The organism is Leptolyngbya sp. DQ-M1 (genome assembly GCF_039962505.1).
In the GTDB taxonomy this organism is placed as follows: Bacteria; Cyanobacteriota; Cyanobacteriia; order Leptolyngbyales; family Leptolyngbyaceae; genus Leptolyngbya.
Genome location: NZ_JAMPLJ010000003.1, coordinates 719,415 through 745,991 on the forward strand (window position 1 = coordinate 719,415; position 26,577 = coordinate 745,991).

The window sequence follows — 26,577 nt, forward strand, 5'->3', positions numbered from 1 at the left end:
TGCTGAAATGGCGCATCTCTGACGCAAACGTTAAGAATCGATAAATTTAAAGGCGATCGAGCTTAGTTTTGAGAATTTCTGCCTGTTTTTCTGCTTCGGCTAGGGCTTCACGAGTCGATTGCACCACATCGGGCGGCGCTTTATCGACAAATTTCGGATTGCTCAACCGACCCCTCAGCGCTTGAATTTCTGCCTCTACTTTCTTCAAATCTCGTTCGGTCTTAGCTTTGAGTGCTTCAAAATCGACCAGTCCAGCTAGCGGAATCGAGATTTTGACGGTTCCGGTTACACCGACGATCGTTTTGGCATCGTCTACAGGCTCAGGTTGTGGTGCGGGCGCAACCTGAGGTGCGGGCGGTTTCGGTTCTCCGATCACTTCAGTCTTGAATTGATTCACCTGCTTAAAGAAGGTCTGGCGATCGTCTCTTTGCCAGAGTCGCGTTTTTGCAAACCAAACGGTGTAGCCGATCCCGACGATTTCGAGGAGCGGGGCAAACAGTGGGACATCGTGAATGGCATCCAGCGTTGTCGCCGCAAGCTTGAGGGCAAACGCGATCGCGCCAATTAGCAGAAGTGACAGCAAAATCCTTTGATGTTTACCGAAGAAGTTGCCAAGCGTGTCCAATGCGGTTGCGAGAATGGGCTGATTGAGATTGATCAATCGTTTTTGAGCGTCAGCATTTCCCGCTCCTGAGATCGTCAGCGTTTCAACCCTTGCCAAGTCCTTGATATAAGACTGTCCTGTGATCAGCGTTTGCTTTTCTTGCTCGTCTTCGGTCGAGAGCGCAGCGGTGATTCTTGCTCCGGGTTTGATCTCGGCTCCCGATCGCAAATTCCGAATCGTGCGAATCGTGTTGATGATTAGCTCAAACTGCCGCTCAAGACTCGGATTGATGAATGCTGCATCCGGGACGGGATAGCTTTGGAGCGCAAGAGACTTATGATCGCTTTCCGGGGTCTGCGTTAGGGTGTGCCAAATTTCCTCGGTGATGTGTGGCATGAAGGGATGCAGCAGTTTGAGCGTTCCTTCTAGCACATGAGCAAGGGTTTGCTGGGCTGCAAGGCGCGTGGGTGAATTTTGGTCTTGCAGTCGCGATTTGACTAACTCGATATATTGATCGCAGAAGTCACCCCAGATGAATTCATAGAGGCTTTTCGCCGCTTCACCGAACCCATAATTGTCGATATAGTTACGGACTTGGCGCGTGACTTGATTGAATCGTGAGAGAATCCAGCGATCGCTCAGTTCTAAATTCTGCGGCTGACCCAATTGAGCAGGCGTTTTATCGTCGAGATTCAGCATCACAAAGCGCGACGCATTCCACAGTTTGTTGGTGAAATTGCGCGACGCTTCGACTGTTTCGGATTCGTCGGTTTTGCGATCGTAAGCAATCCGAATATCCTGACCCGCGCCTGTGACTTCCCGAATTAAGGTGTATCTCAGGGCATCGGTTCCGTATTTATCAATCAGGATGAGGGGATCGATGCCGTTGTTTGCCGATTTCGACATCTTTTTATTGTTCTCATCCCGCACCAAACCGTGAATGTAGACATCCTTAAACGGCATTTGTCCGGTGAAATGTCCCGCCATCATTGTCATCCGAGCGACCCAGAAAAAGATGATGTCAAATCCAGTGACGAGTGTTGAGGTTGGATAGTAGCGCTTGTAGTCTTCTGCTTCGGTGTTCGACCAACCTAGTGTTGAAAAAGGCCACAATCCCGAAGAGAACCAGGTATCGAGGACATCTGGATCTTGCTTGATTTGGACATTCTCGCCGAACTGCGCGATCGCTTTCGTCTGCGCTTCTTCTTGCGATCGCGCCACGATGTACGGTGTGTAGTCGGTAATCTCGCCGTTTGTCTCACTGATCGCATACCAAGCGGGAATTTGATGTCCCCACCACAACTGCCGCGAGATACACCAATCTTTCAGACTGACCAACCAATCGCGATAAACCTTTGTCCACCGCTCCGGTACAAATCGCGGCGAATCTTCTTCATCTAAGGATTCCAGCGCAAAATCAGCCAATGGCTTAATCTTGACAAACCACTGAGTCGAAAGTAGCGGTTCGACAGGGACTTTACCGCGATCGCTGTAGGGCACGGTATGTTTATATGGCTCAATCTTGACCAGAAAGCCTTCTTCTTCGAGTCGCTTCACGACGTTTTTCCGCGCTACAAAGCGATCTTGCCCCTCGAATTCCCCGGCTTGCTCGTTCATCGTGCCGTCTTTGTTCATCACATTGATCGACGGCAATTGATGACGCTGACCCATCTCGAAATCGTTCGGATCGTGCGCGGGTGTGACTTTAACACAGCCTGTTCCGAAACTCGGATCAACATGTTCATCGCCAACGATCGGAATCTCGCGACCGACGAGCGGCAAAATCAAAGTCTTACCGATTAGCTCTTTGTAGCGATCGTCGTTCGGATTCACTGCCACCGCTGTGTCGCCCAGCATCGTCTCTGGTCGGGTGGTTGCGACTTCAATAAAGCCGTCCTGCTCTTTAATCGGATAGCGAAAATGCCACAGATTACCGTCAACTTCTTTGCTCTCAACTTCGAGATCCGACACTGCCGATTGCGTTGCCGGACACCAATTGACGAGGTAATTGCCGCGATAAATCAAGTCTTCATCGTGCAGCTTCACAAACGCCTCCAGCACCGCAGCCGAAAGCCCTTCGTCCATTGTGAAGCGTTCACGCGACCAATCCACCGACACGCCCAAGCGTCGAAGCTGATTAACGATCGTTCCGCCCGATTCCGCCTTCCATTTCCAAGCACGTTCTAAAAACCGTTCACGACCCAAATCATTGCGGGTTCTGCCTTCCGCTTTCAGTTGCCGTTCTAAAATCGTCTGAACCGCAATACTGGCGTGATCGGTTCCGGGCAGCCACAGCGTATTCTTACCGAGCATTCGCTGATATCGAATCAATACATCGATCAGCGAGCTTTCAAAAGCGTGACCCATGTGCAAACTGCCCGTCACATTCGGCGGCGGAATCACGACACAATACGGCTCACCGGGTTGATTTGGATCAGCTTTAAAGACCTGATTCTCCTCCCAAAACTTTTGCCATTTCGCTTCAGTGGTTGCGGCGCTGTATTGAGTTGGAAGAGTAGCAGTCATGAGAAGTTTCTAGAAGGTTGGGGACATTTAGCCTATGATAAACGGTTCTTTGCATGAGCAAGCGTTAAAAATCGAGTCTGTGCAAATGAATCAAGCGATCGCGATCAAAAGGCTCAATCTCCAAATCAGAACCCCTGCTCTAAAGCACAAGCTTTGGAGCAGGGGTTCTGATTTGCGAGTTCAGCAAGCAATTAATCGATGAAACCCATCAGCGCGGTGGAGTCATCCAGATCGTTGGAAAACACGGGACGATCGCCCATGTGCCGATTAGCCGATAGCAATCCAGGTTCACTCGCCATCACAGGTCGCCCAAGTGTTTCCGACCCTTCGACTGCATGAAAATCGCTGTAAAAAATCGGGCGATTTCCCGGAAGCATTTCAGCCACTTTCAGATTGCTCGACATAATCGGACGACCATTCATAATCGTGCCGTAGATTGCCATGTGGCTCGCTTCGATCGGGCGAATTCCCGCCGATTGAATCGTACCTGCCACCTCAAAATCATCCGACATGATCGGACGATTTCCAGCAGACAAGCTCGGAAGGCTAAGAATTTCGAGCGCGCTTCCATTGCCTTCTGCAGGTGTTGCCGTTGCTTCAATCAATTCTGGATTACTCATAGGGATTTCCTCTTGTGTAGGTGCTGGTGTGGACGGCTCGGCAGGTTCGTCGATCGGTTCAGTAGGGGGTTGTGAAACGGGAGCTTCTGAAGTGGAAGTCTCCGGTGTTGCGGGTGAAGAATCAACTGGAACCGAAGTTTTCGCCGCTGTGTTGTTTCGGCTGGATGCTCTGCGAGTAGTTGATTGATTCCTACGGCTCGTCGCCATCGCGCCTTGTCCTCTCTTGTACAGAATTACCGCTTGCTCACGACCGGAAGAACCTACCCGTGGCGCTGCAAACAAATATTTTGATAAATCACGATTCTTAAGGGATTATTATAAGTCAAAAGGCTGTGCCACTTATCGCTTGATCCCCAGGAGAACTTATTGGAGACATTGGCGATCGTAATTGGTTGATCTCAAAAAGAAAGGAAGCGCGATCGCGCTTCCTTTCGCCATTTCAATCAGTCCTAGACCTTTGCAGGTACTTTGGTTGCGCCAACTGTGTTTGTCAGACGCTCGTAAGTTGCCCGCATTTTCAGACCAGTCAGCACTTGGAACAGCCCTGTTCCATTGTTGGAACCCGGATATTCCCGGTGTTGCAGCAACAGTTCGGTGACTTCGCCGTTGTACTTCGCTGAAGTCTTGCTCAAATGCTGCTCGATGTAGATCACTTCTTCGAGCTTGTCGAACTGACCATCGACTTCGAGGACTGAAACGCCGTGTTTGTAGTACACATCGGGGCCGTAGTGCATTCTGATGCCGGGATACGAACAGGTCAGCTTGCGACCGCAAGGAGTCCAATCGATCGTGGAACCTTCATCAAATAGGTAAACCGGATCATATCCTTCGATGCCATCACGCTGAATCATTTGAACGCGCAGAACCTTCCGCTCTTGATCGTCTTTGATTAATTGCGTGGGCAACACTTGAATCACCACATCCGCGAATTCTTTTTGCGGATCGATATACGCATCAAAGTCGGGTTTGCGCGAGTTGATTTGCGCCAACACATCTTCGTAGCTGTGACCCCGCTCTGCCATATCGCGCTGGATTTTCCAGGCGATTTTGACTTCATCGCTAATGTCGAGATAGACGCTGAAATCGATTAACTCACGCACGCGCTGATCGTAGAGCGGATGTAAGCCCTCAATCACAACAATGTGGTTCGGCTCGACTTTCTCTGGCGGATCGATCATGCCGGTTTCGTGGTTGTAAATCGGCTTGTCGATCGTTTCTCCGTTTTTCAGCGCTTTGATTTGCTCGTACATCAAATCAAAGTTGTTTGCCTTCGGGTTGAGTGCCGTGATGCCCGTTTCCTTGCGCTGTTTCCGATCCAGACTGTGGTAATCATCCAGGCAGATCACAGTGACGAAATCTTCCCCAAACAGATCTGTGATTCGGCGCAGAAACGTGGACTTACCGCATCCGGAGTCTCCGGCAACGCCAATCAAAACCACGCGGTCTGGCTTACTGGTCATAAGGTTCCTCTAATAACAAAAAAGTCAACGACGGTTTATGAGATCAGCCCGGAGAGTCGAGGCTGCATCGATAGTGCTTCGTTTGATCGACAAATTGCTTTATCGATCGCTTTACCTTAACGAGTCACAGCGCAAAGTATTACTACGGGATTTGAGATTGCTCCAAGTCGCCGCAAAAAAATACCTTGCAAGCAGCCGATCAAGGCTCAAGGTATAGCGATAAGTATTTAATACTATCGGTTAAGGGGATTCTACCAAATCGCGATCCCTGGTACAAGCCTTAATAAAATATAAAACTTTGTACTACTGTACTATCTACTGTTTTTGCTGCATTTGAATCCGGTAGGTAACGCCATAGCCTGAATCCGTAAATCCGCCTGTTCGGTGAATAAACGCAATAAACGTCACAGAGATAAAAAGCTGAAGCAAAATCAGCGCCACGAGCGATCGCCACCGGTTCTGCAAGTGGGTTGCCCACCAGACGTGGATAAACGGAAATGGAGCAACTACATAATGCGGCGGAATGTTGAGCATCGACAAGGTGATTAATCCTCCCATGCCAATTCCCATTGCATTGAAATAAAAGTCGAGCGATCGCGCCACGGGCGGATTTAGCGGCTTGCGGCGAATGAAGGCAATGAGAACTTTAAGCCCGATCGCAACGAGAATTAGATGAGCAATGCCAATCAAGTAAGTCGGCTGTCCGAAAATTAGCGGCTCCTGGATGAAGTGGCTCCACATAATCTTCCCAAGTGAATAACTCAGATTTGTGCCTAGCCCTAAGACAATCCACTGCAAATAAAACTTCGGAAACAACAGCGACAGAATCGGACGACCCGCACCCCCGAAAGTATCGATCACCAAGTGCAGCCACATCGCAAACGGAATCAATCCCAAAATGGTTCCAATTGCCCAAGCCTTCCAAGCCGTTTCTGCTAAGCGATTCTCTTTGTAATCTCGCCAAACTGTCCAGAGAAACAATCCCGCTCCGTAAAAAAAACCGCTCATGTGCAACTGCCCGATCATCGTGCTCATCAAGCCCCAGAGCCATGCGCCAAAGGGATGCCGACGAAACCAATGTCCTAAGATCGTCAAGACTGCAAGCGGTGGAAGTAAATCGGTTGTCCAAATCTGTCGGGAAAACAAAATCGATAGGGGATTTACAGCCACGATCGCTAAACCCCACAGCCAAGGCGATCGTTCTTCTTCGAGAATTTGCCAAATCACAAATCCAAACATTGCCCACAGCGCTGCAACATTCAGCCACATCACCCACTGCACCATTTCGATCGGTGAAGCGGAAAACCAACCGAACGCCGTAAAGATCCACAGACTAAACCCTGGATTCAAAACTTTCGCGCTGCTTGGCATTCCTACCCAGGTAAAGGGAATTTGACCCTGTGCGAGCGCTTCACCGTTTGTATAATTCCAAATCTCGTCTGCTTTCCACTCCATATCTTCGGGATAAATTACCCGAAGTAAACTGCCGATTATTAACGCAGCAATCACATAGAAATAGGGGGAATGTTTGGGGTGAAAGTTGGCGATCGTTAACTGCTTCACAACTGGGGCTAAATTCTCCAGACTCTAATTTAATGGCATTCCGCCCTGGGCAATGCGCCCCTCAAGACAAAAGATTAATCTCAGCTTTACAATTAGCGCGATCGAATGTCTCAAAGCCTCTGTAAAGTAGGAACGGGAGTCGTTTTAGCTTCTAAGCACGTTTAGATCAGGTTGGGGTAAATTTGCGATCGATCCCCAAACGTTGCATATTAATCTAAACAAGCTACTTGCAGCACAGTTTTAGTTCATTTAGGTCGGAGAAACACAGAGCGATGTATTATTCCAGCGCGTCGGGTGCTGCGAACACCCCTTCTGGGAGCCGCGTCTTCCGGTATGAAGTGGTCGGATTGCGCCAAAACGAGACAACCGATCAGCAAAACTACCCGATTCGGCAAAGTGGCAGCACTTTCATCAATGTCCCCTACAATCGCATGAACGAATTCATGCAGCGGATTACCCGTCTGGGCGGCAAGATCGTCAGCATTCAGCCTTTAGAGGCAAACGGCAACGGAACTGGAAACGTTACTGTTGAACAGAAAGCGCCTGCTGTCAAGCAGGAAAATGCTACTGAGAGCAACACACCAGGATCTAAGCCGATGACACAAGCCAAGGCTAAAAAACACGCTGATGTTCCAGTCAACATTTACAAGCCCAATAACCCCTTCGTTGGAAAGTGCATCTCCAATGTTGAGCTAGTGGGTGAAGGCGGGATTGGAACGGTTCGACATATCAAATTTGATATCTCGAGCGGTGATCTGACTTACGTGGAAGGTCAAAGTATCGGCATTATCCCGCCGGGAACGGACAAGAACGGCAAGCCAGAAAAACTGCGTTTATATTCGATCGCATCTACTCGTCACGGCGATGATGTGAATGACAAAACCGTATCGCTCTGTGTGCGTCAGCTAGAGTACAAGCACCCCGAAACCGGTGAAACCGTTTACGGCGTTTGTTCCACGTATCTGTGCAACCTGGAAGCAGGTGCAGACGTGAAGATCACAGGCCCCACCGGAAAAGAAATGCTCTTGCCGGAAGAGGAAGATACCAATGTGATCATGATGGCAACCGGAACGGGAATTGCTCCGATGCGTGCCTATCTGTGGAGACAGTTCAAGGACAACGAAAGAGCAGCGAACCCCAATTATCAGTTCAAAGGTTTCTCCTGGCTGATCTTTGGAATTCCGACCAGCGCAAATATTCTCTACAAGGAAGAGCTTGAAGAGATGGCTGAGAAGTATCCGACGAACTTCCGCTTAACGACTGCAATCAGCCGTGAGCAGAAGAATAAGGACGGCGGCAGAATGTACATTCAAGACCGCGTAGCTGAAAACGCGGCTGAACTCTTCCAGATGATGAAGAGCGAGAAGACTCACACCTACATTTGCGGTTTGAAGGGCATGGAGGACGGCATTGATGCGGCTCTCGGTGCGGAAGCAGCAAAAGAAGGAATCGAGTGGAAAGAGTTCCGCAGCGCAATGAAGAAAGCGGGTCGTTGGCACGTTGAAACGTACTAATTTCGATTAGCGAATCTGAATTAAAACCGGGAGAATTTTGCGATTCTTCCGGTTTTTTGCGGAAATTCTTGTTGTTTTATCTCTCTAGCCTTAACGTGCGATCGCTGCTGGAACCGTCCAAAAATACAAAGTTGTTTCTTCTTCAATCTCAAGTTTGATCACTTTTTCGGGTTGCCAATCGCCCATATCAAAATCGATCGACGCAATCCGAGTTCCCGGTCGAAGCTGTTCTAGTAATGCAGGTCGAAGTCTGAGATTCAAATGCGGTAACAGATAAAGAACCACGATCGAAGCGTCTTCAAATCGGCTCTCAAATAGATCTTGCTCTCGAAAGGTTAGGCGATCGCTCACTCCCGCCTGTTCTGCTTTCATTTGGGCTGCTTCAATTCGCGCTGGATCAATATCAATCCCTACACCCCGCGCTCCGTACTTCAAAGCTGCCGTAATCAACACCTGACCATCACCACAACCGAGGTCATAAATCACATCCGATCGATTCACCTGTAACGTCTCAAGCAGCGTCTCGATCGCGTTTTGAGGCGTTGGAATAAAAGCAATATCTGGTCTACGCGGCATCCTGTCTCACTTTACAAATGCTGGGCTGTTGCTGATCATACTGAAAATACAATTGCAATTTTGTACACCAGAACAAGATGCGATACGCTTGACTCGACTGCATAGACTTGATTTAAAGTGCTTTGTGTGACGCTAGGCTAAGGGAAAGCGATAGGACTTATGGGCAATTCAGCACAAAAAGAACAACTCAAAGCGATCGGAACTCGCCTCAGTGAAGAGCGCCAGAAAAAGTCAATGTCGCTCGAAGAAATTGCTGCAAAGACCTACATTCCGCTGCGCCTCCTCAACGCGATCGAAGACGCGAACCTCGATCGCCTTCCAGAACCGGTTTTTGTCCAGGGCTTTATTCGGCGCTATGCAGACGCGATCGGGTTGAATGGTATTGCCCTGTCGAAAGAATTTACAGTAGACTTGTCTCCGCTCCCCACTTCCTCTGCGGCAACCTTAATCACTTCCATCCCAGAGCCACCTTTGAAGCCCGCTGTTCAAGCGCCTGTGCCGCCAAAACCGGCTGCACCCATTACGCCTCCTCCCGCCCTGAAGCTGCCAGAACCTGAACTGATTCAGGATGAGCCGAAAAAATCAGAGCCTGAGCTAATTCGCAGCGAGCCGAAAAAGTCAGAGCCTGAGTTAATTCGGGATGAACCGAAAAGGTTAGAGCCTGAGCTAATTCGGGATGAGCCAAGAGTAAAAGGCGAAGCGCCTGCACCAAAAGAAACGACCCGATTGCCCCTAATCGCGCTAGGAGGAGCGATCGCTCTCGGTGTGATTGGTGTACTAGCTGCCAGTCTTTTCAATCGTCCGGCGGAGCGTCCTGCTCCAACGACTGCAACCGCTCCGGTAACGCAACCGCCTCAACCGCCGATCGTTGCTCCTAGTCCGACTCCTGCCGCTTCTGCTCCAGCAAGCCCAACTCCAACGGGTGCAGTCGGGGTGAAGATGAATGTCAACGAGGAAAGCTGGGTTGAAGTGGTGGTTGATGGCAAAACGGAATTTGAAGGAACGCTGCCTCAGGGAACTCAGCGATCGTGGAGCGGGAAAAATCAAGTTAGTGTGAGGGCTGGCAATGCAGGCGGAGTGGCTCTTTCCTACAACAACGCCACCTTCAAACCGATGGGCGGTGCTGGGGAAGTTCAAACTGCGACGTTTCCACCGACGCCCTAACGCTTAACTCCGCCGCTGGCTGGTTGAAGAACGGCGATCGCTCGATCTACTGCCAGCCAGGATGGGGTGGAAGAGCGCTGATTAAACGCTGCTGGCTCCAACTCGCAAGCCGCCCAACTTTACCGAATTCAAGCAATTCGCGATGGAACAGGGAAGCAATCATAAACGAAATCGGAGAATGATCGCCGTCGATCGCGTCCATCAAGTTTGGTAAAGCAGCCTCAGGTTTAGGGGGTGTATTGCGATCGTGGAGCGCGGTACAAGCATCGCCAGCACTGATTAACGCTTTTCTGACGATTGGGCATTTGGAGGGTTTGCTCCAAGGAGATGCCGAAGTGAAACAAAGTGCCCAACTCTTCAAGAGATTCGGGTATGGGGGGTTCGTCCTGCTCGGTGTATCTATCCGGGCGATTCTCTGACTCTGGCACTATCAGAATCGTTTTGAGGTGCTGTCTAATTTTCTGTAGGGCTTCGAGTGGAACTCTTTGGATAGACATGAGTAGAGAAGGACAAGTCAGGAGTGACAAAGATTTAGGTCTAAAGTGCCCTTGATTACAATTGGAATTCTTACTAGCGAGACTGCTCCGCCGCCCATCTGGTTCGCAATCCTTTTCCTTCCGCCTTCATAATGAAAGAAGTTCTTTACATTGCTCAATCATGCCGAGAGATTTGCGCGGATTTATCAGACAGCTAGAAGAACGCGGACAGTTGCGCCGGATTTCAACGCTGGTTGATTCTGACTTGGAAATTGCTGAGATTGCGAATCGGATGTTGCAGCATGGTGGGCCTGGACTGCTGTTTGAAAATGTCAAGGGGTCGCCTTATCCGGTTGCAGTCAATTTGATGGGTACGGTGGAGCGGGTGTGTTTGGCGATGAATATGGAGTCGCCGCAGGAACTCGAAACGCTGGGTAAGAAATTAGCGCTGCTGTATCAACCGCGTCCGCCGAAGAAGTTTTCGCAAGCGATCGAGTTAGGTAAGGTTCTCTACGATGTGGTGCAAGCAAAACCTGCCCGTGATTTTCTTCCTGCTTGTCAGCAGATCGTGCTTAAAGACGATGCGGTGGATTTGAATCAAATACCCTTACTGCGGGTATATCCGGGTGATGCGGGGAAGGTGCTGACGTTGGGATTGATGATTACGAAAGATCCCGAAACTAAGATTCCAAATGTTGGAGTGTATCGGTTGCAGTTGCAGTCGAAAAATACGATGACGGTGCAGTGGCTCTCAGTGCGGGGAGCGACGCGGCATTTGAGAAAAGCGGCGGAGCGCGGCGAGAAATTAGAAGTGGCGATCGCGCTTGGGGTTGATCCACTAATTATCATGGCGGCGGCGACTCCGCTCCCTGTAGATCTGTCTGAGTGGCTGTTTGCAGGCTTGTATGGCGGAGCGGGTGTTCACCTCGCCAAGTGTAAGACTGTCGATCTGGAAGTGCCTGCGGATTCGGAGTTTGTGTTGGAAGGCACGATTACGCCGGGAGACACGGCGATCGATGGCCCTGCGGGGGATCACATGGGGTATTACGGTGGCGTAAACGAGAAAGCGCCCTTACTGCGGTTTCACTGTCTGACCCATCGCAAAGATCCGATCTATCTCACGACGTTTAGCGGCCGACCCCCGAAAGAAGATGCAATGATGGCGATCGCGCTCAATCGCATCTACACGCCGATCTTGCGGCAGCAGGTGCCTGAGATTATCGATTTCTTCTTGCCGATGGAGGCTTTGAGCTACAAAGCGGCGGTGATTTCGATCGATAAAGCTTATCCCGGACAAGCGAGACGAGCGGCGTTAGCGTTTTGGAGTGCGTTACCGCAATTTACTTACACCAAGTTTGTAATTGTGGTGGATAAAGACATTAACATTCGCGATCCGAGAGCGGTCGTTTGGGCGATTACCTCGAAGGTTGATCCAGCGCGAGATGTGTTTATCTTGCCGGAAAATCCGTTTGATTCGCTGGATTTTGCCACAGAAAAACCAGGTTTAGGCAGTCGGATGGGCATTGACGCAACGACGAAAGTTTTCCCGGAAACCGATCGACCTTGGGCTGATCCGCTCAAGTCCGATCCGGATGTGGCAGCGATGGTCGATCGACGCTGGGCGGAATATGGGTTAGCCGATCTCAAGCTGGGAGAAGTTGATCCAAATCTGTTTGGCTATCAGATGGGCAAGCCTTAACGCACGGTTGCCCTACGGGTAAAAAAAGAAGGCAGGACTTCCTAATCCCGCATTCATGTTGTAGAGCCATCTGGGATAAAAGTCGCCGCTCCAAAGTTGCTCCGAAAATTGTTGAGTCCAGCGCAAATGGAATGGAATATCCATTGCATCAAAGACACCATGCAGAATTGCAGGTAGCACCAACAGCAACCCGATCGCGCTAATCAGCAAAACGGTAGTGAGAGATGGTGGTTTTTGATCGGGCGACTCTCGCTGCATCAATCTTAAGGCAGACAGACTTAATGGTTTTTGCATGATATATTCGCGCACAACAGACTCTAGCCAGAGAGTAACAGATTCGCTCTGCTTGCGCCTAATCAATCAATAGGAAGCATGATTTCAAAGCAAAAAGTTGGTTTTATTGTTGCGCTCGCGCTATCGATCGCCCTTGCGATGCAACTGACCCTAAACGAACTCGGCATACTTGGAATTGTATCAACATCGGGATTCTCGATGTTATTAAATAAGCGCTTATTAGGCTTGGAGTTCCTTGCTTTGTGCGGGCTCTATCTCGCTTGGTTAATTCAATTTCGTCCAGTTACGATCGCTTCACGATTTAGAGAACTATTGAAGCCTGTAAGCGCGTTCTTGGCCGTTTGTTGGTTGTCTTATCCGGGTACAAACGATATTTATATGTATCTACAGTACGGATTGATCAGCCTAAACCGACTTAATCCTTACCTCACAAAAGCTGGAGATTTTGGCTCTAGTATCACAAATTTAATCGATTGGAATCAAAGTTCAACTTATGGAGTTGTTTCACTCTTCTTCTTTTTGGTTTCCTCAAAGTTGTCTGAGATTAATCTCTTTCTTGGCGTTTACGGATTTAAGTTAATCTGCTTGGGGTTTCACATCTTAAATAGCTATTTAATCTGGAAAAATCTCAAGTCTAGAACCTATCGAGATCAAGTCACACTGGCATATTTGATCAGTCCGGTGCTGTTGTTTGAGCAAGTTGCAGAAGCGCATATCGATGTCATGCTCTGTACTGTTTTGATCGCAGTCGATCGATTTCTCAAGACAGGTCGATATTTGCTTGCTTTAGTCACAACTGGAATTGGATTTCTAACAAAGACACTACCGATTATTTGGATTCCATTAATCGGTGTGTTTCTAATTCGACAGCGACGTTGGAAAACGATCGTAAAATTTCTATTTCTTAGTGTAATCGGCATCCTGATCTTGCACTTTACATTGTTTCCAACTATTGATGCTTGGAGAAGTATTCTCAATCCAGGTGTCGGAAATAGAACTGTGGGGTCATGGCATGATGTCTTAGACAGCATCCTGATGCGAGCTGGAGCGATCATGCCGAGTTCTGCTCAAACGAGTATTACTGCTTTATTTAATCGTTTCACGCTGCTCTTGTTTGCGGCTTATTATGCAGTAACGCTGTACAGAATCTTTTTGAATCGCTCCATTTCGGAGAGTCGATTGATGATAGAAATTGGGTGGGTTACTTTCGTTTTATTTGCGATTGCAACTCCCTGGTATCAGCCTTGGTATGCAACCGTGTTACTTCCGATCGCGGCCCTGAATCTACAATCACCGACTTTTGCGATCGCCAGTTTTGCCTTCTCACTGATCGGAACAACGGCTTCCCTTGGTCTGGAGTGGGGTTCCCGCATCCTCGCAATCATTGCGATCGTCCCAACAATGGGTTCCCCGATCGTAGTTCTCCTGATGCGACACAAGATTACGGCATTGATCCACGCAAAGTTTCTGCACGAAACTAAACGCGAGCTTGAACAAGTAAGGCAATAATCAAAGACGACAATCGCGACCCTCATAGAATAATGGGTTGCTCGACGCATTGACAAACCTCCCACGAAGTTCTGGGTAAAGTCAATTTGCAAGAAATTTATGATTTATGCCTTGATTGATGAAGATTGAGTGCCTCAATTAGCGGCGCTGGTTTTCGGGTGATACAGTTCGAGCAAAACAAATCCTAGTCAGAGAGAAACAGCCGCACTCTGTTCGCGCATAGTTAACTAAGGAGAAGTATGGTACTAAAACAGAGAATAATTTTTATCGTTGCGATCGCGCTCTCGATCGCAATTGCAATACAACTGTCTCTGAATGAACTGAATGCGCTCGGAGTGGTGTCAATTTCGGGATTTTCGGGATTAGTTCGCAAGCGTTTATTAGCAGTAGAGTTTTTTGCGCTGTGCGGTTTATATCTGGTTTGGCTAATACGATTCCGTTCAAAAACGATCGCGGCAAATTTCGCCGAACTTTTGAAGCCCGCAAGCTTATTTTTAGCGGTTTCTTGGTTATCTCATCCGGTCACGAATGATATTTATCTATATTTACAGTATGGTCTGATGAGCCTAAATGGAGTTAATCCTTATCTGACAAAGGCGAGGGATTTTGGCTCTAGTCTTAGCAATTTAGTAGACTGGAATTATAGCTCGACCTATGGAGCTGTTTCACTTTTATTCTTTTTGATTCCTGCAAAATTAGCTGAGATTAATCTGCTTCTTGGTGTTTATGGTTTCAAGCTTATTTGCTTAGTTTTTCACATTTTGAATAGTTACTTAATTTGGAGAATTCTAGAAACTAAGGCTTATCGAGACAAAGTAACGCTGGCGTATTTGCTCAGTCCAGTTCTTCTGTTTGAACAAGTGGCAGAAGCACATCTTGATATTTTCTTATGTACTGTTTTAATCGCGATCGATCAGTTGCTTAAAACTCGCCGATATCTGCTTGCTCTCGTCGCCACTGGAATTGGATTTCTAACAAAGACCTTGCCGATTATTTGGATTCCATTAATTGGAGTATTTTTAATTCGGCAACGACGCTGGCAAATGATCGGAAAATTCCTGCTGATTTCTTCGATCGCTGTTCTTGTTTTATCCTTTACGCTTTTACCATCCATTGCTGCTTGGAAAAGCTTGGTAAATCCAGCCGTAGAAGGTTTAAGAGCAGGATCATGGCACAGTTTGCTAGAAATTATTTTGATGCGAACGAGCGTGCCAAGTTCTACTCAAGAAACCATCCTGACTTCATTCCATCGTTTTACCATTATTTTGTTTGCTATTTACTATGCAATAACCCTCTACAGAATCTACAGAAATCGATCAATTTTAGAAGAGCGATTGATGGTAGAAATCGGATGGGTCACGCTTGCTTTATTTACCGTTGCCACTCCCTGGTATCAGCCTTGGTATGCAACAGTTTTACTCCCGATCGCGGCGTTGAATTTACAAGCACCGATTTTTGCGATCGCGAGTTTTGCCTTCTCATTGATTGGAACTGCGGCTGCACTTGGTTTGGAATGGGGGAAACATCCACTGGGAATTTTAGCGACGATTCTAACGATGGGATCTCCGCTCGCTGCTTTGTTAATGCGATCGAAGATCAGGGCATTTATGCAAGCAAAATTTCCGCGTGAAACTGAACATGATCCTCAACAAATGACGCAATGAAATAGTAGCTATGATCGTAACCTTCCTGAAATCGAAGTGTTAACGGTTGCCCGACAGTTTCACACGCTTTTTGAAATACTTCAGGCAATAACTGATTTGCAAGAAATTTGTCGCTTGTACCTTGGTCAATCAAAATCGATCGCGGAAATTTCTGCACTTGAACTAATTCGGTTGCATCATACAATTTCCAACTGGCTCGATCTGATCCTAAATAATTCGAGAATGCTTTCTCACCCCAAGGACATTGCGTCGGCGCACAGATTGGCGCAAAGGCAGAAACCGATCGATAACGCTCAGGATTTCGCAAGGCACACACCAAAGCACCGTGTCCGCCCATCGAATGCCCGAAAATGCCTTGACGATCATTCCTCACCGGAAAGCTTTCAGCAATTAAAGCAGGCAACTCATCCACGGTATAGCTGTACATTCGATAGTGCTGATTCCACGGGGTTTGAGTCGCATCCACATAGAATCCTGCCCCGGTTCCAAAATCCCAATCGTCATCCTCGCCCGCGATCCCTGTGTTTCTCGGACTGGTATCCGGCGCAACTAAGATCAATCCATGCTTTGCAGCAAACTGTTGCGCCCCGGCTTTCACCATGAAATTCTCTTCGGTACAGGTCAAACCTGCGAGAAAATACAGCACCGGCAGCGATCGCTCCCTCGCTTGCTGTGGTAAATAAATCGAGAATTTCATCGGAGCGTTGCACGAGGTCGATCGATGCGAATACACCTCAATCGATCCTCCGAAACAGCGAGTTTTACTGAGTAATTCCATTAGAACGTCACCACCGATCGAATTACTTCTCCCCGGTGCATCAGATCGAACGCTTCGTTAATTTGATCGATCGGGAGAATCTTCGTTACCAGATCATCAATGTTGATTTTGCCATCCATGTACCAATCGACAATCTTAGGGACATCGGTTCGCCCTTTTGCACCGCCGAATGCTGTTCCCTTCCAAACGCGCCCAGTCACAAGCTGAAACGGTCTTGTGCTAATTTCCTGACCTGCGCCCGCAACCCCGATAATCACACTCACGCCCCAGCCTTTATGACAGCATTCGAGTGCCTGACGCATCACTTTCACATTACCAATACACTCGAAACTGTAATCGGCTCCGCCTTTGGTCAACTCCACAAGATAAGGAACAAGATCGCCCTCAACCTCGCTGGGATTGACAAAATGAGTCATGCCTAATTTCTCAGCTAGTGCGCGTTTGCTGGAATTCAGATCAACTCCAACAATCATATTTGCCCCAACCATTCGCGCTGCTTGAATCACATTTAAGCCGATGCCGCCTAATCCAAATACGACAACATTTGCACCGGGTTCGACTTTCGCGGTGTTGATCACAGCCCCGACCCCGGTAGTGACACCGCAACCAATTAAGCAAACTTTCTCAAACGGAGCATCCTCGCGAATTTTAGCAACTGCAATCTCTGGTAAAACCGTGTAGTTCGAGAAAGTTGAAGTGCCCATGTAGTGCAGGATGGGTTCACCGTCGATCGAAAACCGACTCGTTCCATTCGGCATGACTCCTTTGCCCTGAGTTGTCCGAATCGCCTGACACAGATTCGTCTTACCACTGAGACAATATTCACAGTTACGGCACTCTGGCGTGTAGAGCGGAATCACATGATCCCCAGGTTTGACGCTGTTCACGCCTTCGCCCACTTCGACTACGACTCCTGCTCCTTCGTGACCCAAAATCGCTGGAAACAAGCCCTCCGGATCTGCTCCTGAAAGCGTGTAGGCATCCGTATGACACACTCCACTCGCTTTGATTTCGACTAACACTTCTCCCGCTTGCGGGGCTTCGAGTTGTACGGTTTCAATTCTTAAAGGCTCTCCAGCTTTGAAGGCAACAGCCGCTTTGGTATCCATAATTTCCAACCTGGTCTGACTTCTTGAAAGTGTAGCGTCGATCAATTTCGATCTTTAGACACGGGTAAAAAATTGACATAATAGAGTCTGCCTTTCATGTGATGGATTCCATGCAGACTAGCGATCGTCCTCAAACTTCTTCCGTTTTTCCTGTCGCTCGAATTGCCTCAGTCTCTCGTAAAACCGGGGAAACCGATGTTCAAGTCACGGTTAATCTCGATGGCACCGGGAAATGTGTGGCAAAGACAGGGATTCCGTTTCTCGACCATATGCTGCATCAGATTTCGTCGCATGGCTTGATCGATTTGACGGTGCAGGCGATCGGGGACTTGGAGATCGACGATCACCACACAAATGAGGATGTTGGAATCACGCTGGGAATGGCGCTTGCGAAGGCATTAGGCGATCGTAAAGGCATTGTTCGCTTCGGGCATTTTGTCGCACCGCTTGATGAAGCGCTGATCCAAGTGGCGCTAGATTTTTCTGGTCGTCCGCACCTGAGTTACGGGCTAGAAATTCCCACTCAGCGAGTCGGAACTTATGATACGCAGTTAGTTCGAGAATTTTTTGTGGCGATCGTCAATCACGCTCAAATGACGCTGCATATTCGCCAGTTGGATGGCATCAATTCACATCACATTATTGAGGCGACGTTTAAGGCATTTGCACGATCGCTACGGATGGCAGTTGAAACCGATCCGCGACGGGCACATGAAATTCCAAGCTCGAAGGGTGTACTGTGATGCGGGGCTGGCAATTGGTGTTAGGCGTGGCGATTTTGGTCGGATCGCCTGTGGTTGAACTCAAAAGCGTTATTGCTCAGGAGAGCATTTGGAAGCGGTTTACGTCACAACGTGGTGGATTTTCCGTGGTCATGCCCGGAACACCCAAAGAGCGTAAAGAGAATGGTTTGACGCTCTTTGAACTGATTCGAGACGATGAATCGGTGCGCTATTCGGTGGGTTATCTCGATTTGCCGGTTGCACCGGGAAACGATAAACGCCTCCAGAACGAAGTGTACGAAGGCGTTCGTAAAGGTGCGGCGAAAGATCAAGGAGAGTTAATCTCATTTCGCACGATTCAACTCAATCGATTTCCAGGTCGAGAAATGAGCTTTAAGCTACCTGATGATATGGTCGCAAAGTGGCGCGTTTATCTTGTGAATCGCCGCGCCTATTTTGTCAATGTCACAACGACGAAAGAGAATCAAGAACAAGGCTTAGCAACCAGCATTAATGTGTTTCTCAATTCGTTTCGATTGGTCGGTCGGCGCTAAGGGAATTGTCGATCAACTAACCGGAATTTCAATCACAAATTTCGTGCCTTCTCCCACGGTTGAATCACACCACAATCGACCCTGATGTTGCTCATTCACAATCTGATAGCTGATCGATAATCCTAAACCTGTGCCTCTACCCACAGGTTTAGTCGTAAAAAATGGGTTGAAAATTTCGCTTTGAATCTCCTTGGGAATGCCGCAGCCATTGTCAGCGATCGTAATTGCGATCCATCCATCTTGAGTGAGTTCTGTGCTGATCCAAATCGTTGGATCAAGCTTGGGATCGGCTTCAATCGCATCGATCGCATTACTCATCAAATTCAGTAACACCTGATTGAGCCGACCTGGATAACATTCAATCTTTGGCAATTGCGCGAAGTTTTTCACTACTTTAATCTCAGGTCGATCGCTCGTAAATTTTAGTCGATGCTGCAAAATCATTAATGTGCTTTCGATGCCGCTCTCGATTTCAACGGCTTTCAATTCGGCTTCGTCTAAGCGCGAAAAATTTCGCAAAGAAAGCACAATATCCTGAATCCGTCTTGTACCTGTTTGCATCGAGTTAAACACTTTTTCAAGATCGTGATTTAAAAACTCAAAATCGATCGTCTCCAACACTTCAATTACTTCTGAATCAGGTTGAGGATAATGCTTTTGATAAATTGCTGCTAACTCTAACAAGCTTTGCGTATAGCGATCGAGGTAAACCAAATTGCCGTGAATAAAATTAACTGGATTGTTGATTTCATGCGCCACACCCGCAACAATTTGCCCCAAACTCGACATCTTTTCTGTTTGAATCATCTGGGTCTGAGTCTGGCGCAGAGTCCGAAGCGTTTCACTCAGCTCTACAGTGCGTTCTTCAACTCGTTGTTCTAATTGCTCGTTGGCTTTTGCCAGCGTCATGAAAGAATCGCGCAACTGCTGTGCCATCCGATTAAACGATCGTCCTAACTGCCGCAATTCGCGAATTCTGGAAATTTGAATTGTTTGATCTAGCTCTCCCTTAGCGATCTCCTCAGATGCCTGGCTCAGCCTCAAAATCGGCTGAACAATCCAGTGCGAAGTCCACCAACCCAAGAGCGCTGCTACAATTGTCGCGATCGCGCAAAGCAAGATCGTTAAGCGGAGATTTTGATCAATCTGCGCCATAAAGTCCGACTCTGGCACAATCACCACGATCAGCCAGTCGAGACCTTGATCATTGCGCCAGGGCAACACATTGATAAACTGCCGCGCTCCATCAATTTCGAGCGCAAATTTCTGCTGTGACTGAATGGCAGTGAGCGACGAAAACCGCTGCTGCAAATTTTTGCTCATTGCTTTGATCAACGGATCAGGACTGTTGAAGATGGTGAAGCGCTTCACCTGATCCTGTTCCTTACGGAGAAGCTGACTCGGCATCGAACTGCCGATCAGCGATCCATCCCGCTCGATAATCATCATCTGCCCAGTCCGACTGACCTTGAAATCGCGCAAAAAGCGACTGATATTTCCCAAGGTTAGATCTACATTAAGCACCCCAATAAATTTCTGATTGTTGTCGTAGATTGGCGTGGTCATGCCGATCGCTGTGTAGTACGACACACCATCTAGCATCACCTCACCCTTCGGGATTGAGCCTTCAAGTCGGTTCATGGAAGTGATTTCGACTTCGCCCCAGCCTGTTTTCCCGGTTGTTGCGGCTCTTTGATACCAGCTTCTTTCAGTCGTGCGATAAGTGTAGGTTTGCGCTAATTTGGCGATCGCGCCACGATAATTTGGCAAAAAATCATATGCTTGCCCGTCTGGTAATGCCCGAAACAAAATGACATCGACTCCCTCAAGCCAGCGCCCTGCTCCAGACGATCGTTCCGTTGATAAGGAGTACCCCACAAACCCAACCTCTGGAAACGCTTTTGCCTGTCTCCAAAAGTACCGTTCAGTGGCGGAGAAATCATCAAGCTTAATCTCTCCATTGGCAAGGGCATCTTCGTTAATTTGCAACAGTTGTGCAGGCAAAGCGAGATATTGATCGAGATGGCTATCAATGCGTTGATTGGCTTTCTCAACTAACTCATCGGCTAAGCGGTTGACTGCCTGCTGCCCGTTCTTAAAAGACAAGTAGCCGACTAATCCAACTGCACCAAAAATCTGTAGAACAAATGGTAGAACCAGTACCAAGCGAAGCGAAATTCTTGGTACAGATGACTTTATGAAGGGAACTTTCATAGAGGGGGCTTCTGCACAACTTCTACGAGAATTCCCAATCTACACAGAAAAATGTGGTTGGGTTTGGGTTAGATGCCTGAAAACTAGACGGTAGCCAATACTGGAGCGGATTCTAGAACAGTTGTGGATTCTAGAACAGTTGTGGATTCTAAAGCAGTTGTGGATTCTAAAGCAGCTGTGGATTCTAAAGCAGTTGTGGATTCTAAAGCAGCTGTGGATTCTAAAACAGTTGTGGATTCTACTGGCAGTGTGGGTTCCGTTGCAGGTCTGCTAACCAGTGCAAAATGCTCATCCACTAAACTAGCGACATCTTTCGGATCAACTTTGGTGTAGCGCGTTTTTCCGGGCATAAAGACCACGGGGACTTTCCCGCAAGCTTTCATACAGCCTGTGCCCTTGATTTTGACTTGATCTTCGAGTCCACGATCGCTAATTGCTTTTTCGATCGCGCTACAAACGGCTTTTCCGCCTCGCTTCATGCAGCTTGATTTCTGACACATCAGAATCGCTTCTTTTCCAGGCTTTTGCGGCTTGGGATGGCCGATTTTCGTAGCGTTCACTTTCGCTGCTGCTTGACAAGGAAGGGCTGCCGAAATCGACATTGGCTGAATCCAATACGCCTTAAATTTCAGGGTGTTAGTTTTGCGATCGAACTTCTTCCATCCTCGAATCTGAATCTGCTCTCCGGGAAGTAGCGTTTGCTTGAGACTTGCTCTTGCTAACTTCGTCATTTTGATCGAAAACTCGCCTTCTGAAGTTGCGATCGTCAGTCGCTTGATTTTGTAGCCATCTTTGAAGACGTAGCCGAGAAACTGACCAGAGAAACGAAATTCACCAGATTGAAGGGCTAGAGTCATGGTTCAAGTGAAAATAACGACTCAGTTATTGCTAAAGATATGCAATAACCTCTGACAACCAACATACTCGAATTGCTCAGCTTTTGCAAATACTTCTCAATAAAAACCAACGGTCGATCTTTGATCCCCAATAGCAAAAATCTCCGGCTTAAGGTCACAAGCCGGAGATCTCAAAGTTTGAATGCTTATTAAACTCGTACTTCCGTAGCCGCTTTACTCGGTTCTAATGGCAAGAACAGCGTAAATACTTCACCCTGCTCTGGGCGTTCTCGCACGATTAGCTTTCCGCCTAATGCCTGAAAGATATTCTTAGTAACGTTCAGATTCAAACTCAGGTTGCCTGTTTCGGGCTGGAACATCAAAACTTGTCCCAGAGATTTCAAGAGCGGCATTCGGTGTTTGCTCGAACAATTGACATAATCGTCCTTTGCCTGGGGTTGAAGCTGCAATTTCAACTGATGTCCTGCTAACGACACCTCCACTTGAATCGAACCGCCAGAGGGCAAACTCCGCGCCGATCGTTCAATTAAGCTCGTCAACGCCTGATCCAGCATGGTCGGATTGCTCATTACCGAGGGAATGTGCTGCGGCAAAATTACGTCCAGCGTGAGGTTGCGCTGACTCGCTTGTTTTTGCCAACGCGGAATGCTTTGTTCTAGTACCTGTTCTAGCGAAGTTGTCGCCAGCGATGAAACCTTAGTTGCTGAAGTTTCGATTTCGACTGCATGACAGATCAGATTGAAGCGATCGATTTGTTCGCTACATTCGCGATCGATCACTTCCAATCGTTTCACGGCATCTGCGGGTAGGTCTTTTCTGCGTAACAATAACCGCGTGAGTGTCCGAATCGTGGTGAGCGGTGTGCGAACTTCGTGCGAGATTGCTTGCAGCAATTCGACATCTGCACCTGCTAGCACATCGGCAGTTTGCGCTTGCATCGGTCGAGGAGCGCGAATCGTGCGCTTTTCGGATTCTGTGATTGGGTCTGGCAAATAGCTCAGGAGTGCATGAGTAAACTGCGTGACTAATTTGTATTTGGGTTCGACAGGCGGAAAGGTTTTGTAGAGACGATCGAGCTTGGGAAGATGTCCCGGATTCATCAGCACCACGCGCAGTCTCAAGGTTTGCCAGGCGCGATCGATCGCTTCTGGATCAAACGAAAACTGGAAAATCGGATCGCCGGAGCCGTTTTCACCCTGCACCATTAACAGGCTAAATTCACGAGTCAGCGCTAGACAGAACGGCTGCGATGCGAGCGGATCACCGGGGAGCAGCGCTAGAGTATCGGTCGTTTCACCCTTTGTAATGTTGCCATCGGCAGAAGGTAATTGGAACGGGAAGCCCGAAAACATCACGCTGGGCGTAAACAGCCAAGCGGAGATATTAGGCACTCCGGGCTGGCTGAGAACTGGGAGCGGAGCAGAAAACACTGCGCCTTCGGTCGATTGCAAGAGGGCTTCGAGTGCGGCGATCGCGCCAAACCACTCCCGCTCTGCTCGCAGTTGTCGAGATGCGACTGAAACGGGCGCTTCAAGTTCAGGAAGATCCAGTGTTTCATTACTGGCTGCCAAAATTTCACTCAGGGTTGGGAAGATCCACTCAGACATAACACGACTTTCACTGCGACTACCTTAGAGCGTATCTGGTTTCTCGATTAAAGAAAGATCGTAGAACCGTACCAAATGCAATGCGATGTCCGAAGCCGTTGAATTTTAGAGAATCGGTTTAGGCTAGAGATACCCCCTAATCTTCAATTTCGCTCATGGATTGGCAAGAAATTTCTGGGAATTGGGTTCTCGTTCCCGATCGTCCGATCGCGATTATTCATTTTCTTGGCGGCGCTTTTGTCGCAACGGCTCCACAGTTAACTTACCGCCGTTTGCTAGAGTTTTTAGGTGATCAAGGCTACCTAATCGTAGCGACTCCGTTTGTGAATACGTTTGATCATGCTGAGATTGCAGAGTCGGTTTTGATCAATTTTGAGAAAGCGTTGAACGGTGTGCGATCGCAGTATTCAGTGCGCTATTTGCCGATTTATGGCATGGGGCACAGTATGGGCTGTAAGCTGCATTTGCTGGCTGGTAGCTTGTTTTCGGTTGAGCGAGCGGGAAATATTTTCATCTCGTTTAATAACTACGCTGCAAAAGAAGCCGTTCCGTTTGTTGAGCAGTTTTCGCAATTTCTAAAGCCGCAGGGGATCTCTGTTGAATTCACGCCTTCGCCCACGGAGACGACTGCCTTGATTCGCGATCGCTATTCGGTGCGACGCAATTTGATTATTAAATTTGCGGATGATTCGATCGATCAATCGATCCCGTTAGCGCAGCTTCTAGAAGAGTCCTATCCGGGACTGATTACCACTCATCGCCTCAAAGGAACGCACCTTACGCCGTTAGGCCCTGATATGAAATGGCAGGTTGGAGGCTCGTTTACGCCGATCGATGCGATCGGACAGTGGATGCGTCAGGAGATTTATCGGGAATTACATCAGCTAGAAAAAACGATTTTGAAATGGCTGAATCCGTTCGCTTAAATTAGCGCCAAAACGTACTTGAATATTAAACGGGGATTCGGGAGTTGCCCGATCGTCTGTTCTTCAATGATGGAAAATCATGTTTGTTTTGCTTCAGCAAGTCCGATTGCTTGATCCAGTAGCGAATGTCGATCGCGTGACCGATGTGCTACTCGAAGATGGGATTGTGCGGTCTTTCTCGCCTTCAGAAGTTCCCCAAGAAGCGGAGCGACGATCGTGTTCGGGCTATGTTCTCGCACCTGGATTGATCGATTTGTACAGTCACAGTGGCGAACCCGGATTTGAAGAACGCGAAACTTTGGAATCTTTGCAAGCAGCGGCGATCGCGGGTGGATTTACTCGTCTGAACATTCTGCCGGATACGAATCCTGCGATCGATCAGAGCGCGATCGTCGCTCAAATTCGCACCAAATCTTCGAGAATTAGCTGCTGGGGTGCGTTAACGCTTGGTGTTCAGGGGCAGCAAATGACTGAACTCACGGAACTCGCAGAAGGTGTGATCGGATTTAGCGATGGCAAACCGATTTCAAATTTGGCATTAGTGCGGCGATTGTTGGAATATTTGCAGCCCATGCAGAAGCCGATCGCGCTTTGGGCATCTGATCCAGGACTCACCGGAAAAGGCGTGATTCGAGAAGGCGTAAATTCGATGCGGTTTGGACTGCCGGGAGTGCCAATTATGGCAGAATCCGCTCCATTATCTGCCCTGCTTGAATGTATTGAAGAGATTGGAACACCAGCCCATCTGATGCGAATCTCAACAGCGCGAGGGGTAGAACTTGTGCGATCGGCAAAAGCGCGAGGGGTTCCCATCACTGCGAGTACCACTTGGCTGCATTTGCTCCTGAGTACCGATTCTGTGCAGTCTTATGATCCGAGCTTGCGACTTGATCCGCCGCTTGGCAACCCGAACGATCGAGACGCTTTAATTCAGGCAGTTTCAGATGGCGTAATCGATGTGATCGCGGTCGATCACACTCCTTACACTTATGAAGAAAAAACCGTTGCGTTCGGAGAAGCACCAGCCGGAGCGATCGGCTTAGAACTGGCGTTACCGCTTTTATGGTCGAATTTAGTTGAGTCGGGTCGCTGGTCGGCGTTGGATTTATGGCGGAGTCTTAGCGTGCGTCCGGCTCAGTGTTTGGGACAGGACTTGAGCGCGATCGCGCCCGACCAACCGAGTGATTTAATTCTGTTCAATCCGAATGAAAAATGGACAGTCGATCGTTCCCATCTACGATCGCTGTCCACAAATACCGCTTGGTTCAGTCAGTCCATTAATGGACGAGTGCTGCAAGCTTGGTGTTTCTAATATTTTGGTTCTGGTGCAAGCTCACCTGCACGATTCGGGGGCCAGAACCGGACAACCGCTCTGCCAATAATCTTGTCGCGAGGGACGAAGCCCCAATAGTGACTATCGTAGCTGTTGTTGCGGTTGTCGCCCAGCACGAGATAAGAATCTGGAGGAACCACTTGAGGCCCCCATTCATATTGGGGTGCTTCGTCTTTGCCGATGTAGTTTTCTCGGAGTGGCTGATCGTTCACGTAGACCCGATTGCCTTTGACCTGAACTTTATCACCGGGTAGTCCGATCACCCGTTTGATAAACGCATCGTGGAAATTCTGTTTCTCTAAAGCAGCAGTCGGAGAGAAGACAACAATATCGCCGCGCTGTGGATTATTGAACCGATAACTGATCTTGTCGATGATCAAACGATCGTTGATCTGTAAGGTGGGCAACATCGAACCAGACGGAATGTAGCGAGCTTCTGCGACGAATTGCCGAATCCCGATCGCGAGAACCGCACTTAAACCGATGGTCTTGAGTCCCTCTACCCAGGGATTTTCGTCTTTTTTCTGATGCGCTTTTTTGTTAGGAGCCGGGTTATCCACGCGATTCATATCACCTTAACGACTACAGATTCTAGAGGCTGAAATAGAAACCTTCGTTCCCAGTCTAATCTACACGGGTGGATTTACACTTTCAGTATCAATTCTCCGAACTGTAGCAAGAGGTGCTTACTTTTTCAATCCGATTGGCATGATTAAAACTTTTGGCAGTTGAGCGCGATCGCGGCAAATTCAATACCGAAGTTCGAGGACGGGCATTGAGATTTGATGCTTAGAGTTGAGCGTGAATT

General features: G+C 48.3%; 23 protein-coding genes. 10 read left to right on the forward strand and 13 right to left on the reverse strand.

Annotated features, from left to right (window positions below; all coding sequences use genetic code 11):
- Nucleotides 1–46: 46 nt before the first annotated feature.
- Nucleotides 47–3,130, reverse strand: a complete 3,084-nt coding sequence (locus NC981_RS13155; RefSeq protein ID WP_348243186.1) for a valine--tRNA ligase — start codon at nt 3,128–3,130, stop codon at nt 47–49.
- A gap of 191 nt (nt 3,131–3,321) precedes the next feature.
- Nucleotides 3,322–3,750, reverse strand: a complete 429-nt coding sequence (locus NC981_RS13160) for a hypothetical protein (protein ID WP_348243187.1) — start codon at nt 3,748–3,750, stop codon at nt 3,322–3,324.
- Between the two features lie 28 nt (nt 3,751–3,778).
- Between NC981_RS13160 and NC981_RS13165 the strand changes: the two genes are divergently transcribed.
- Nucleotides 3,779–3,937 (forward strand): hypothetical protein, encoded by a 159-nt coding sequence (locus NC981_RS13165; RefSeq protein ID WP_348243188.1) that lies wholly within the window; start codon nt 3,779–3,781, stop codon nt 3,935–3,937.
- 262 nt (nt 3,938–4,199) lie between these two features.
- Here the strand turns inward: NC981_RS13165 and NC981_RS13170 are convergent, their stop codons facing one another.
- Together NC981_RS13170 and NC981_RS13175 are read right to left on the reverse strand one after the other, a co-directional pair.
- Nucleotides 4,200–5,210, reverse strand: coding sequence for a phosphoribulokinase (locus NC981_RS13170; RefSeq protein ID WP_190377238.1), 1,011 nt, complete (start codon nt 5,208–5,210; stop codon nt 4,200–4,202).
- A gap of 315 nt (nt 5,211–5,525) precedes the next feature.
- Nucleotides 5,526–6,773, reverse strand: a complete 1,248-nt coding sequence (locus NC981_RS13175; RefSeq protein ID WP_348243189.1) for a hypothetical protein — start codon at nt 6,771–6,773, stop codon at nt 5,526–5,528.
- A gap of 272 nt (nt 6,774–7,045) precedes the next feature.
- Between NC981_RS13175 and petH the strand changes: the two genes are divergently transcribed.
- On the forward strand, nt 7,046–8,287 hold the full coding sequence (gene petH / locus NC981_RS13180) for a ferredoxin--NADP reductase (protein WP_348243190.1): 1,242 nt from the start codon (nt 7,046–7,048) through the stop codon (nt 8,285–8,287).
- A gap of 90 nt (nt 8,288–8,377) precedes the next feature.
- On the opposite strand, the gene NC981_RS13185 is transcribed toward petH, so the two are convergent.
- Nucleotides 8,378–8,863 (reverse strand): class I SAM-dependent methyltransferase, encoded by a 486-nt coding sequence (locus tag NC981_RS13185; RefSeq protein ID WP_348243192.1) that lies wholly within the window; start codon nt 8,861–8,863, stop codon nt 8,378–8,380.
- A 159-nt stretch (nt 8,864–9,022) separates the two neighbouring features.
- Between NC981_RS13185 and NC981_RS13190 the strand changes: the two genes are divergently transcribed.
- A complete protein-coding gene (locus NC981_RS13190) occupies nt 9,023–10,027 on the forward strand; it encodes a RodZ domain-containing protein (protein ID WP_348243193.1) in 1,005 nt (334 codons plus the stop codon).
- Nucleotides 10,028–10,073: 46 nt separating this feature from the next.
- Here the strand turns inward: NC981_RS13190 and NC981_RS13195 are convergent, their stop codons facing one another.
- Complete coding sequence (locus NC981_RS13195; RefSeq protein ID WP_348243194.1) at nt 10,074–10,388, reverse strand: hypothetical protein; 315 nt, start codon at nt 10,386–10,388, stop codon at nt 10,074–10,076.
- A gap of 296 nt (nt 10,389–10,684) precedes the next feature.
- On the opposite strand from NC981_RS13195, the gene NC981_RS13200 reads away from it, so the two are divergent.
- On the forward strand, nt 10,685–12,202 hold the full coding sequence (locus NC981_RS13200; protein ID WP_348243195.1) for a UbiD family decarboxylase: 1,518 nt from the start codon (nt 10,685–10,687) through the stop codon (nt 12,200–12,202).
- 12 nt (nt 12,203–12,214) lie between these two features.
- Here the strand turns inward: NC981_RS13200 and NC981_RS13205 are convergent, their stop codons facing one another.
- On the reverse strand, nt 12,215–12,496 hold the full coding sequence (locus tag NC981_RS13205; protein ID WP_348243196.1) for a hypothetical protein: 282 nt from the start codon (nt 12,494–12,496) through the stop codon (nt 12,215–12,217).
- 78 nt (nt 12,497–12,574) lie between these two features.
- Between NC981_RS13205 and NC981_RS13210 the strand changes: the two genes are divergently transcribed.
- Both NC981_RS13210 and NC981_RS13215 read left to right on the forward strand, forming a co-directional pair.
- Nucleotides 12,575–14,005, forward strand: a complete 1,431-nt coding sequence (locus tag NC981_RS13210) for a hypothetical protein (protein ID WP_348243197.1) — start codon at nt 12,575–12,577, stop codon at nt 14,003–14,005.
- 239 nt (nt 14,006–14,244) lie between these two features.
- Nucleotides 14,245–15,669, forward strand: a complete 1,425-nt coding sequence (locus NC981_RS13215) for a hypothetical protein (RefSeq protein WP_348243198.1) — start codon at nt 14,245–14,247, stop codon at nt 15,667–15,669.
- On the opposite strand, the gene fghA is transcribed toward NC981_RS13215, so the two are convergent.
- On the reverse strand, nt 15,611–16,447 hold the full coding sequence (gene fghA / locus NC981_RS13220) for an S-formylglutathione hydrolase (RefSeq protein WP_348243199.1): 837 nt from the start codon (nt 16,445–16,447) through the stop codon (nt 15,611–15,613). The two genes, NC981_RS13215 and fghA, sit on opposite strands and share 59 nt — an antisense overlap.
- Nucleotides 16,447–17,556, reverse strand: a complete 1,110-nt coding sequence (locus NC981_RS13225) for an S-(hydroxymethyl)glutathione dehydrogenase/class III alcohol dehydrogenase (RefSeq protein WP_348243200.1) — start codon at nt 17,554–17,556, stop codon at nt 16,447–16,449. The genes fghA and NC981_RS13225 overlap by 1 nt, the downstream gene beginning before the upstream one ends.
- Nucleotides 17,557–17,666: 110 nt before the next feature.
- On the opposite strand from NC981_RS13225, the gene hisB reads away from it, so the two are divergent.
- Both hisB and NC981_RS13235 read left to right on the forward strand, forming a co-directional pair.
- Complete coding sequence (hisB, locus tag NC981_RS13230; protein ID WP_348243253.1) at nt 17,667–18,299, forward strand: imidazoleglycerol-phosphate dehydratase HisB; 633 nt, start codon at nt 17,667–17,669, stop codon at nt 18,297–18,299.
- Nucleotides 18,299–18,832, forward strand: a complete 534-nt coding sequence (locus NC981_RS13235; protein WP_190377250.1) for a hypothetical protein — start codon at nt 18,299–18,301, stop codon at nt 18,830–18,832. Before hisB ends, NC981_RS13235 begins: the two co-directional genes overlap by 1 nt.
- Before the next feature lie 12 nt (nt 18,833–18,844).
- On the opposite strand, the gene NC981_RS13240 is transcribed toward NC981_RS13235, so the two are convergent.
- From NC981_RS13240 to NC981_RS13250, 3 genes are all read right to left on the reverse strand, one after another.
- The gene (locus NC981_RS13240) at nt 18,845–21,046 is read right to left on the reverse strand and encodes an ATP-binding protein (protein WP_348243201.1); all 2,202 of its coding nucleotides are present in this window, start codon (nt 21,044–21,046) and stop codon (nt 18,845–18,847) included.
- A gap of 83 nt (nt 21,047–21,129) precedes the next feature.
- Nucleotides 21,130–21,903 (reverse strand): (2Fe-2S) ferredoxin domain-containing protein, encoded by a 774-nt coding sequence (locus NC981_RS13245; protein ID WP_348243202.1) that lies wholly within the window; start codon nt 21,901–21,903, stop codon nt 21,130–21,132.
- Nucleotides 21,904–22,091: 188 nt separating this feature from the next.
- Entirely contained in the window at nt 22,092–23,510 is a 1,419-nt protein-coding gene (locus NC981_RS13250) for a HAMP domain-containing sensor histidine kinase (protein WP_348243203.1), read from the reverse strand.
- 155 nt (nt 23,511–23,665) lie between these two features.
- On the opposite strand from NC981_RS13250, the gene NC981_RS13255 reads away from it, so the two are divergent.
- Both NC981_RS13255 and NC981_RS13260 read left to right on the forward strand, forming a co-directional pair.
- Entirely contained in the window at nt 23,666–24,436 is a 771-nt protein-coding gene (locus NC981_RS13255; RefSeq protein ID WP_348243204.1) for a DUF1350 family protein, read from the forward strand.
- Between the two features lie 79 nt (nt 24,437–24,515).
- Complete coding sequence (locus NC981_RS13260; protein ID WP_348243205.1) at nt 24,516–25,748, forward strand: dihydroorotase; 1,233 nt, start codon at nt 24,516–24,518, stop codon at nt 25,746–25,748.
- Here NC981_RS13260 and lepB read toward each other — a convergent pair.
- A complete protein-coding gene (gene lepB, locus NC981_RS13265; RefSeq protein WP_190377256.1) occupies nt 25,745–26,338 on the reverse strand; it encodes a signal peptidase I in 594 nt (197 codons plus the stop codon). The genes NC981_RS13260 and lepB overlap by 4 nt on opposite strands.
- Nucleotides 26,339–26,577 lie beyond the last annotated feature (239 nt).

Coding starts and splice junctions, on each gene's coding strand:
- hisB (WP_348243253.1), top strand. CDS start 17,667: ATGCAGACTAGCGATCGTCCTCAAACTTCTTCCGTTTTTCCTGTCGCT.
- NC981_RS13205 (WP_348243196.1), bottom strand. CDS start 12,496: ATGCAAAAACCATTAAGTCTGTCTGCCTTAAGATTGATGCAGCGAGAG.
- NC981_RS13235 (WP_190377250.1), top strand. CDS start 18,299: ATGCGGGGCTGGCAATTGGTGTTAGGCGTGGCGATTTTGGTCGGATCG.
- NC981_RS13190 (WP_348243193.1), top strand. CDS start 9,023: ATGGGCAATTCAGCACAAAAAGAACAACTCAAAGCGATCGGAACTCGC.
- petH (WP_348243190.1), top strand. CDS start 7,046: ATGTATTATTCCAGCGCGTCGGGTGCTGCGAACACCCCTTCTGGGAGC.
- NC981_RS13160 (WP_348243187.1), bottom strand. CDS start 3,750: ATGAGTAATCCAGAATTGATTGAAGCAACGGCAACACCTGCAGAAGGC.
- NC981_RS13240 (WP_348243201.1), bottom strand. CDS start 21,046: ATGAAAGTTCCCTTCATAAAGTCATCTGTACCAAGAATTTCGCTTCGC.
- NC981_RS13215 (WP_348243198.1), top strand. CDS start 14,245: ATGGTACTAAAACAGAGAATAATTTTTATCGTTGCGATCGCGCTCTCG.
- fghA (WP_348243199.1), bottom strand. CDS start 16,447: ATGGAATTACTCAGTAAAACTCGCTGTTTCGGAGGATCGATTGAGGTG.
- NC981_RS13245 (WP_348243202.1), bottom strand. CDS start 21,903: ATGACTCTAGCCCTTCAATCTGGTGAATTTCGTTTCTCTGGTCAGTTT.
- lepB (WP_190377256.1), bottom strand. CDS start 26,338: ATGAATCGCGTGGATAACCCGGCTCCTAACAAAAAAGCGCATCAGAAA.
- NC981_RS13200 (WP_348243195.1), top strand. CDS start 10,685: ATGCCGAGAGATTTGCGCGGATTTATCAGACAGCTAGAAGAACGCGGA.
- NC981_RS13255 (WP_348243204.1), top strand. CDS start 23,666: ATGGATTGGCAAGAAATTTCTGGGAATTGGGTTCTCGTTCCCGATCGT.
- NC981_RS13185 (WP_348243192.1), bottom strand. CDS start 8,863: ATGCCGCGTAGACCAGATATTGCTTTTATTCCAACGCCTCAAAACGCG.
- NC981_RS13170 (WP_190377238.1), bottom strand. CDS start 5,210: ATGACCAGTAAGCCAGACCGCGTGGTTTTGATTGGCGTTGCCGGAGAC.
- NC981_RS13250 (WP_348243203.1), bottom strand. CDS start 23,510: ATGTCTGAGTGGATCTTCCCAACCCTGAGTGAAATTTTGGCAGCCAGT.
- NC981_RS13155 (WP_348243186.1), bottom strand. CDS start 3,130: ATGACTGCTACTCTTCCAACTCAATACAGCGCCGCAACCACTGAAGCG.
- NC981_RS13210 (WP_348243197.1), top strand. CDS start 12,575: ATGATTTCAAAGCAAAAAGTTGGTTTTATTGTTGCGCTCGCGCTATCG.
- NC981_RS13225 (WP_348243200.1), bottom strand. CDS start 17,556: ATGGATACCAAAGCGGCTGTTGCCTTCAAAGCTGGAGAGCCTTTAAGA.
- NC981_RS13260 (WP_348243205.1), top strand. CDS start 24,516: ATGTTTGTTTTGCTTCAGCAAGTCCGATTGCTTGATCCAGTAGCGAAT.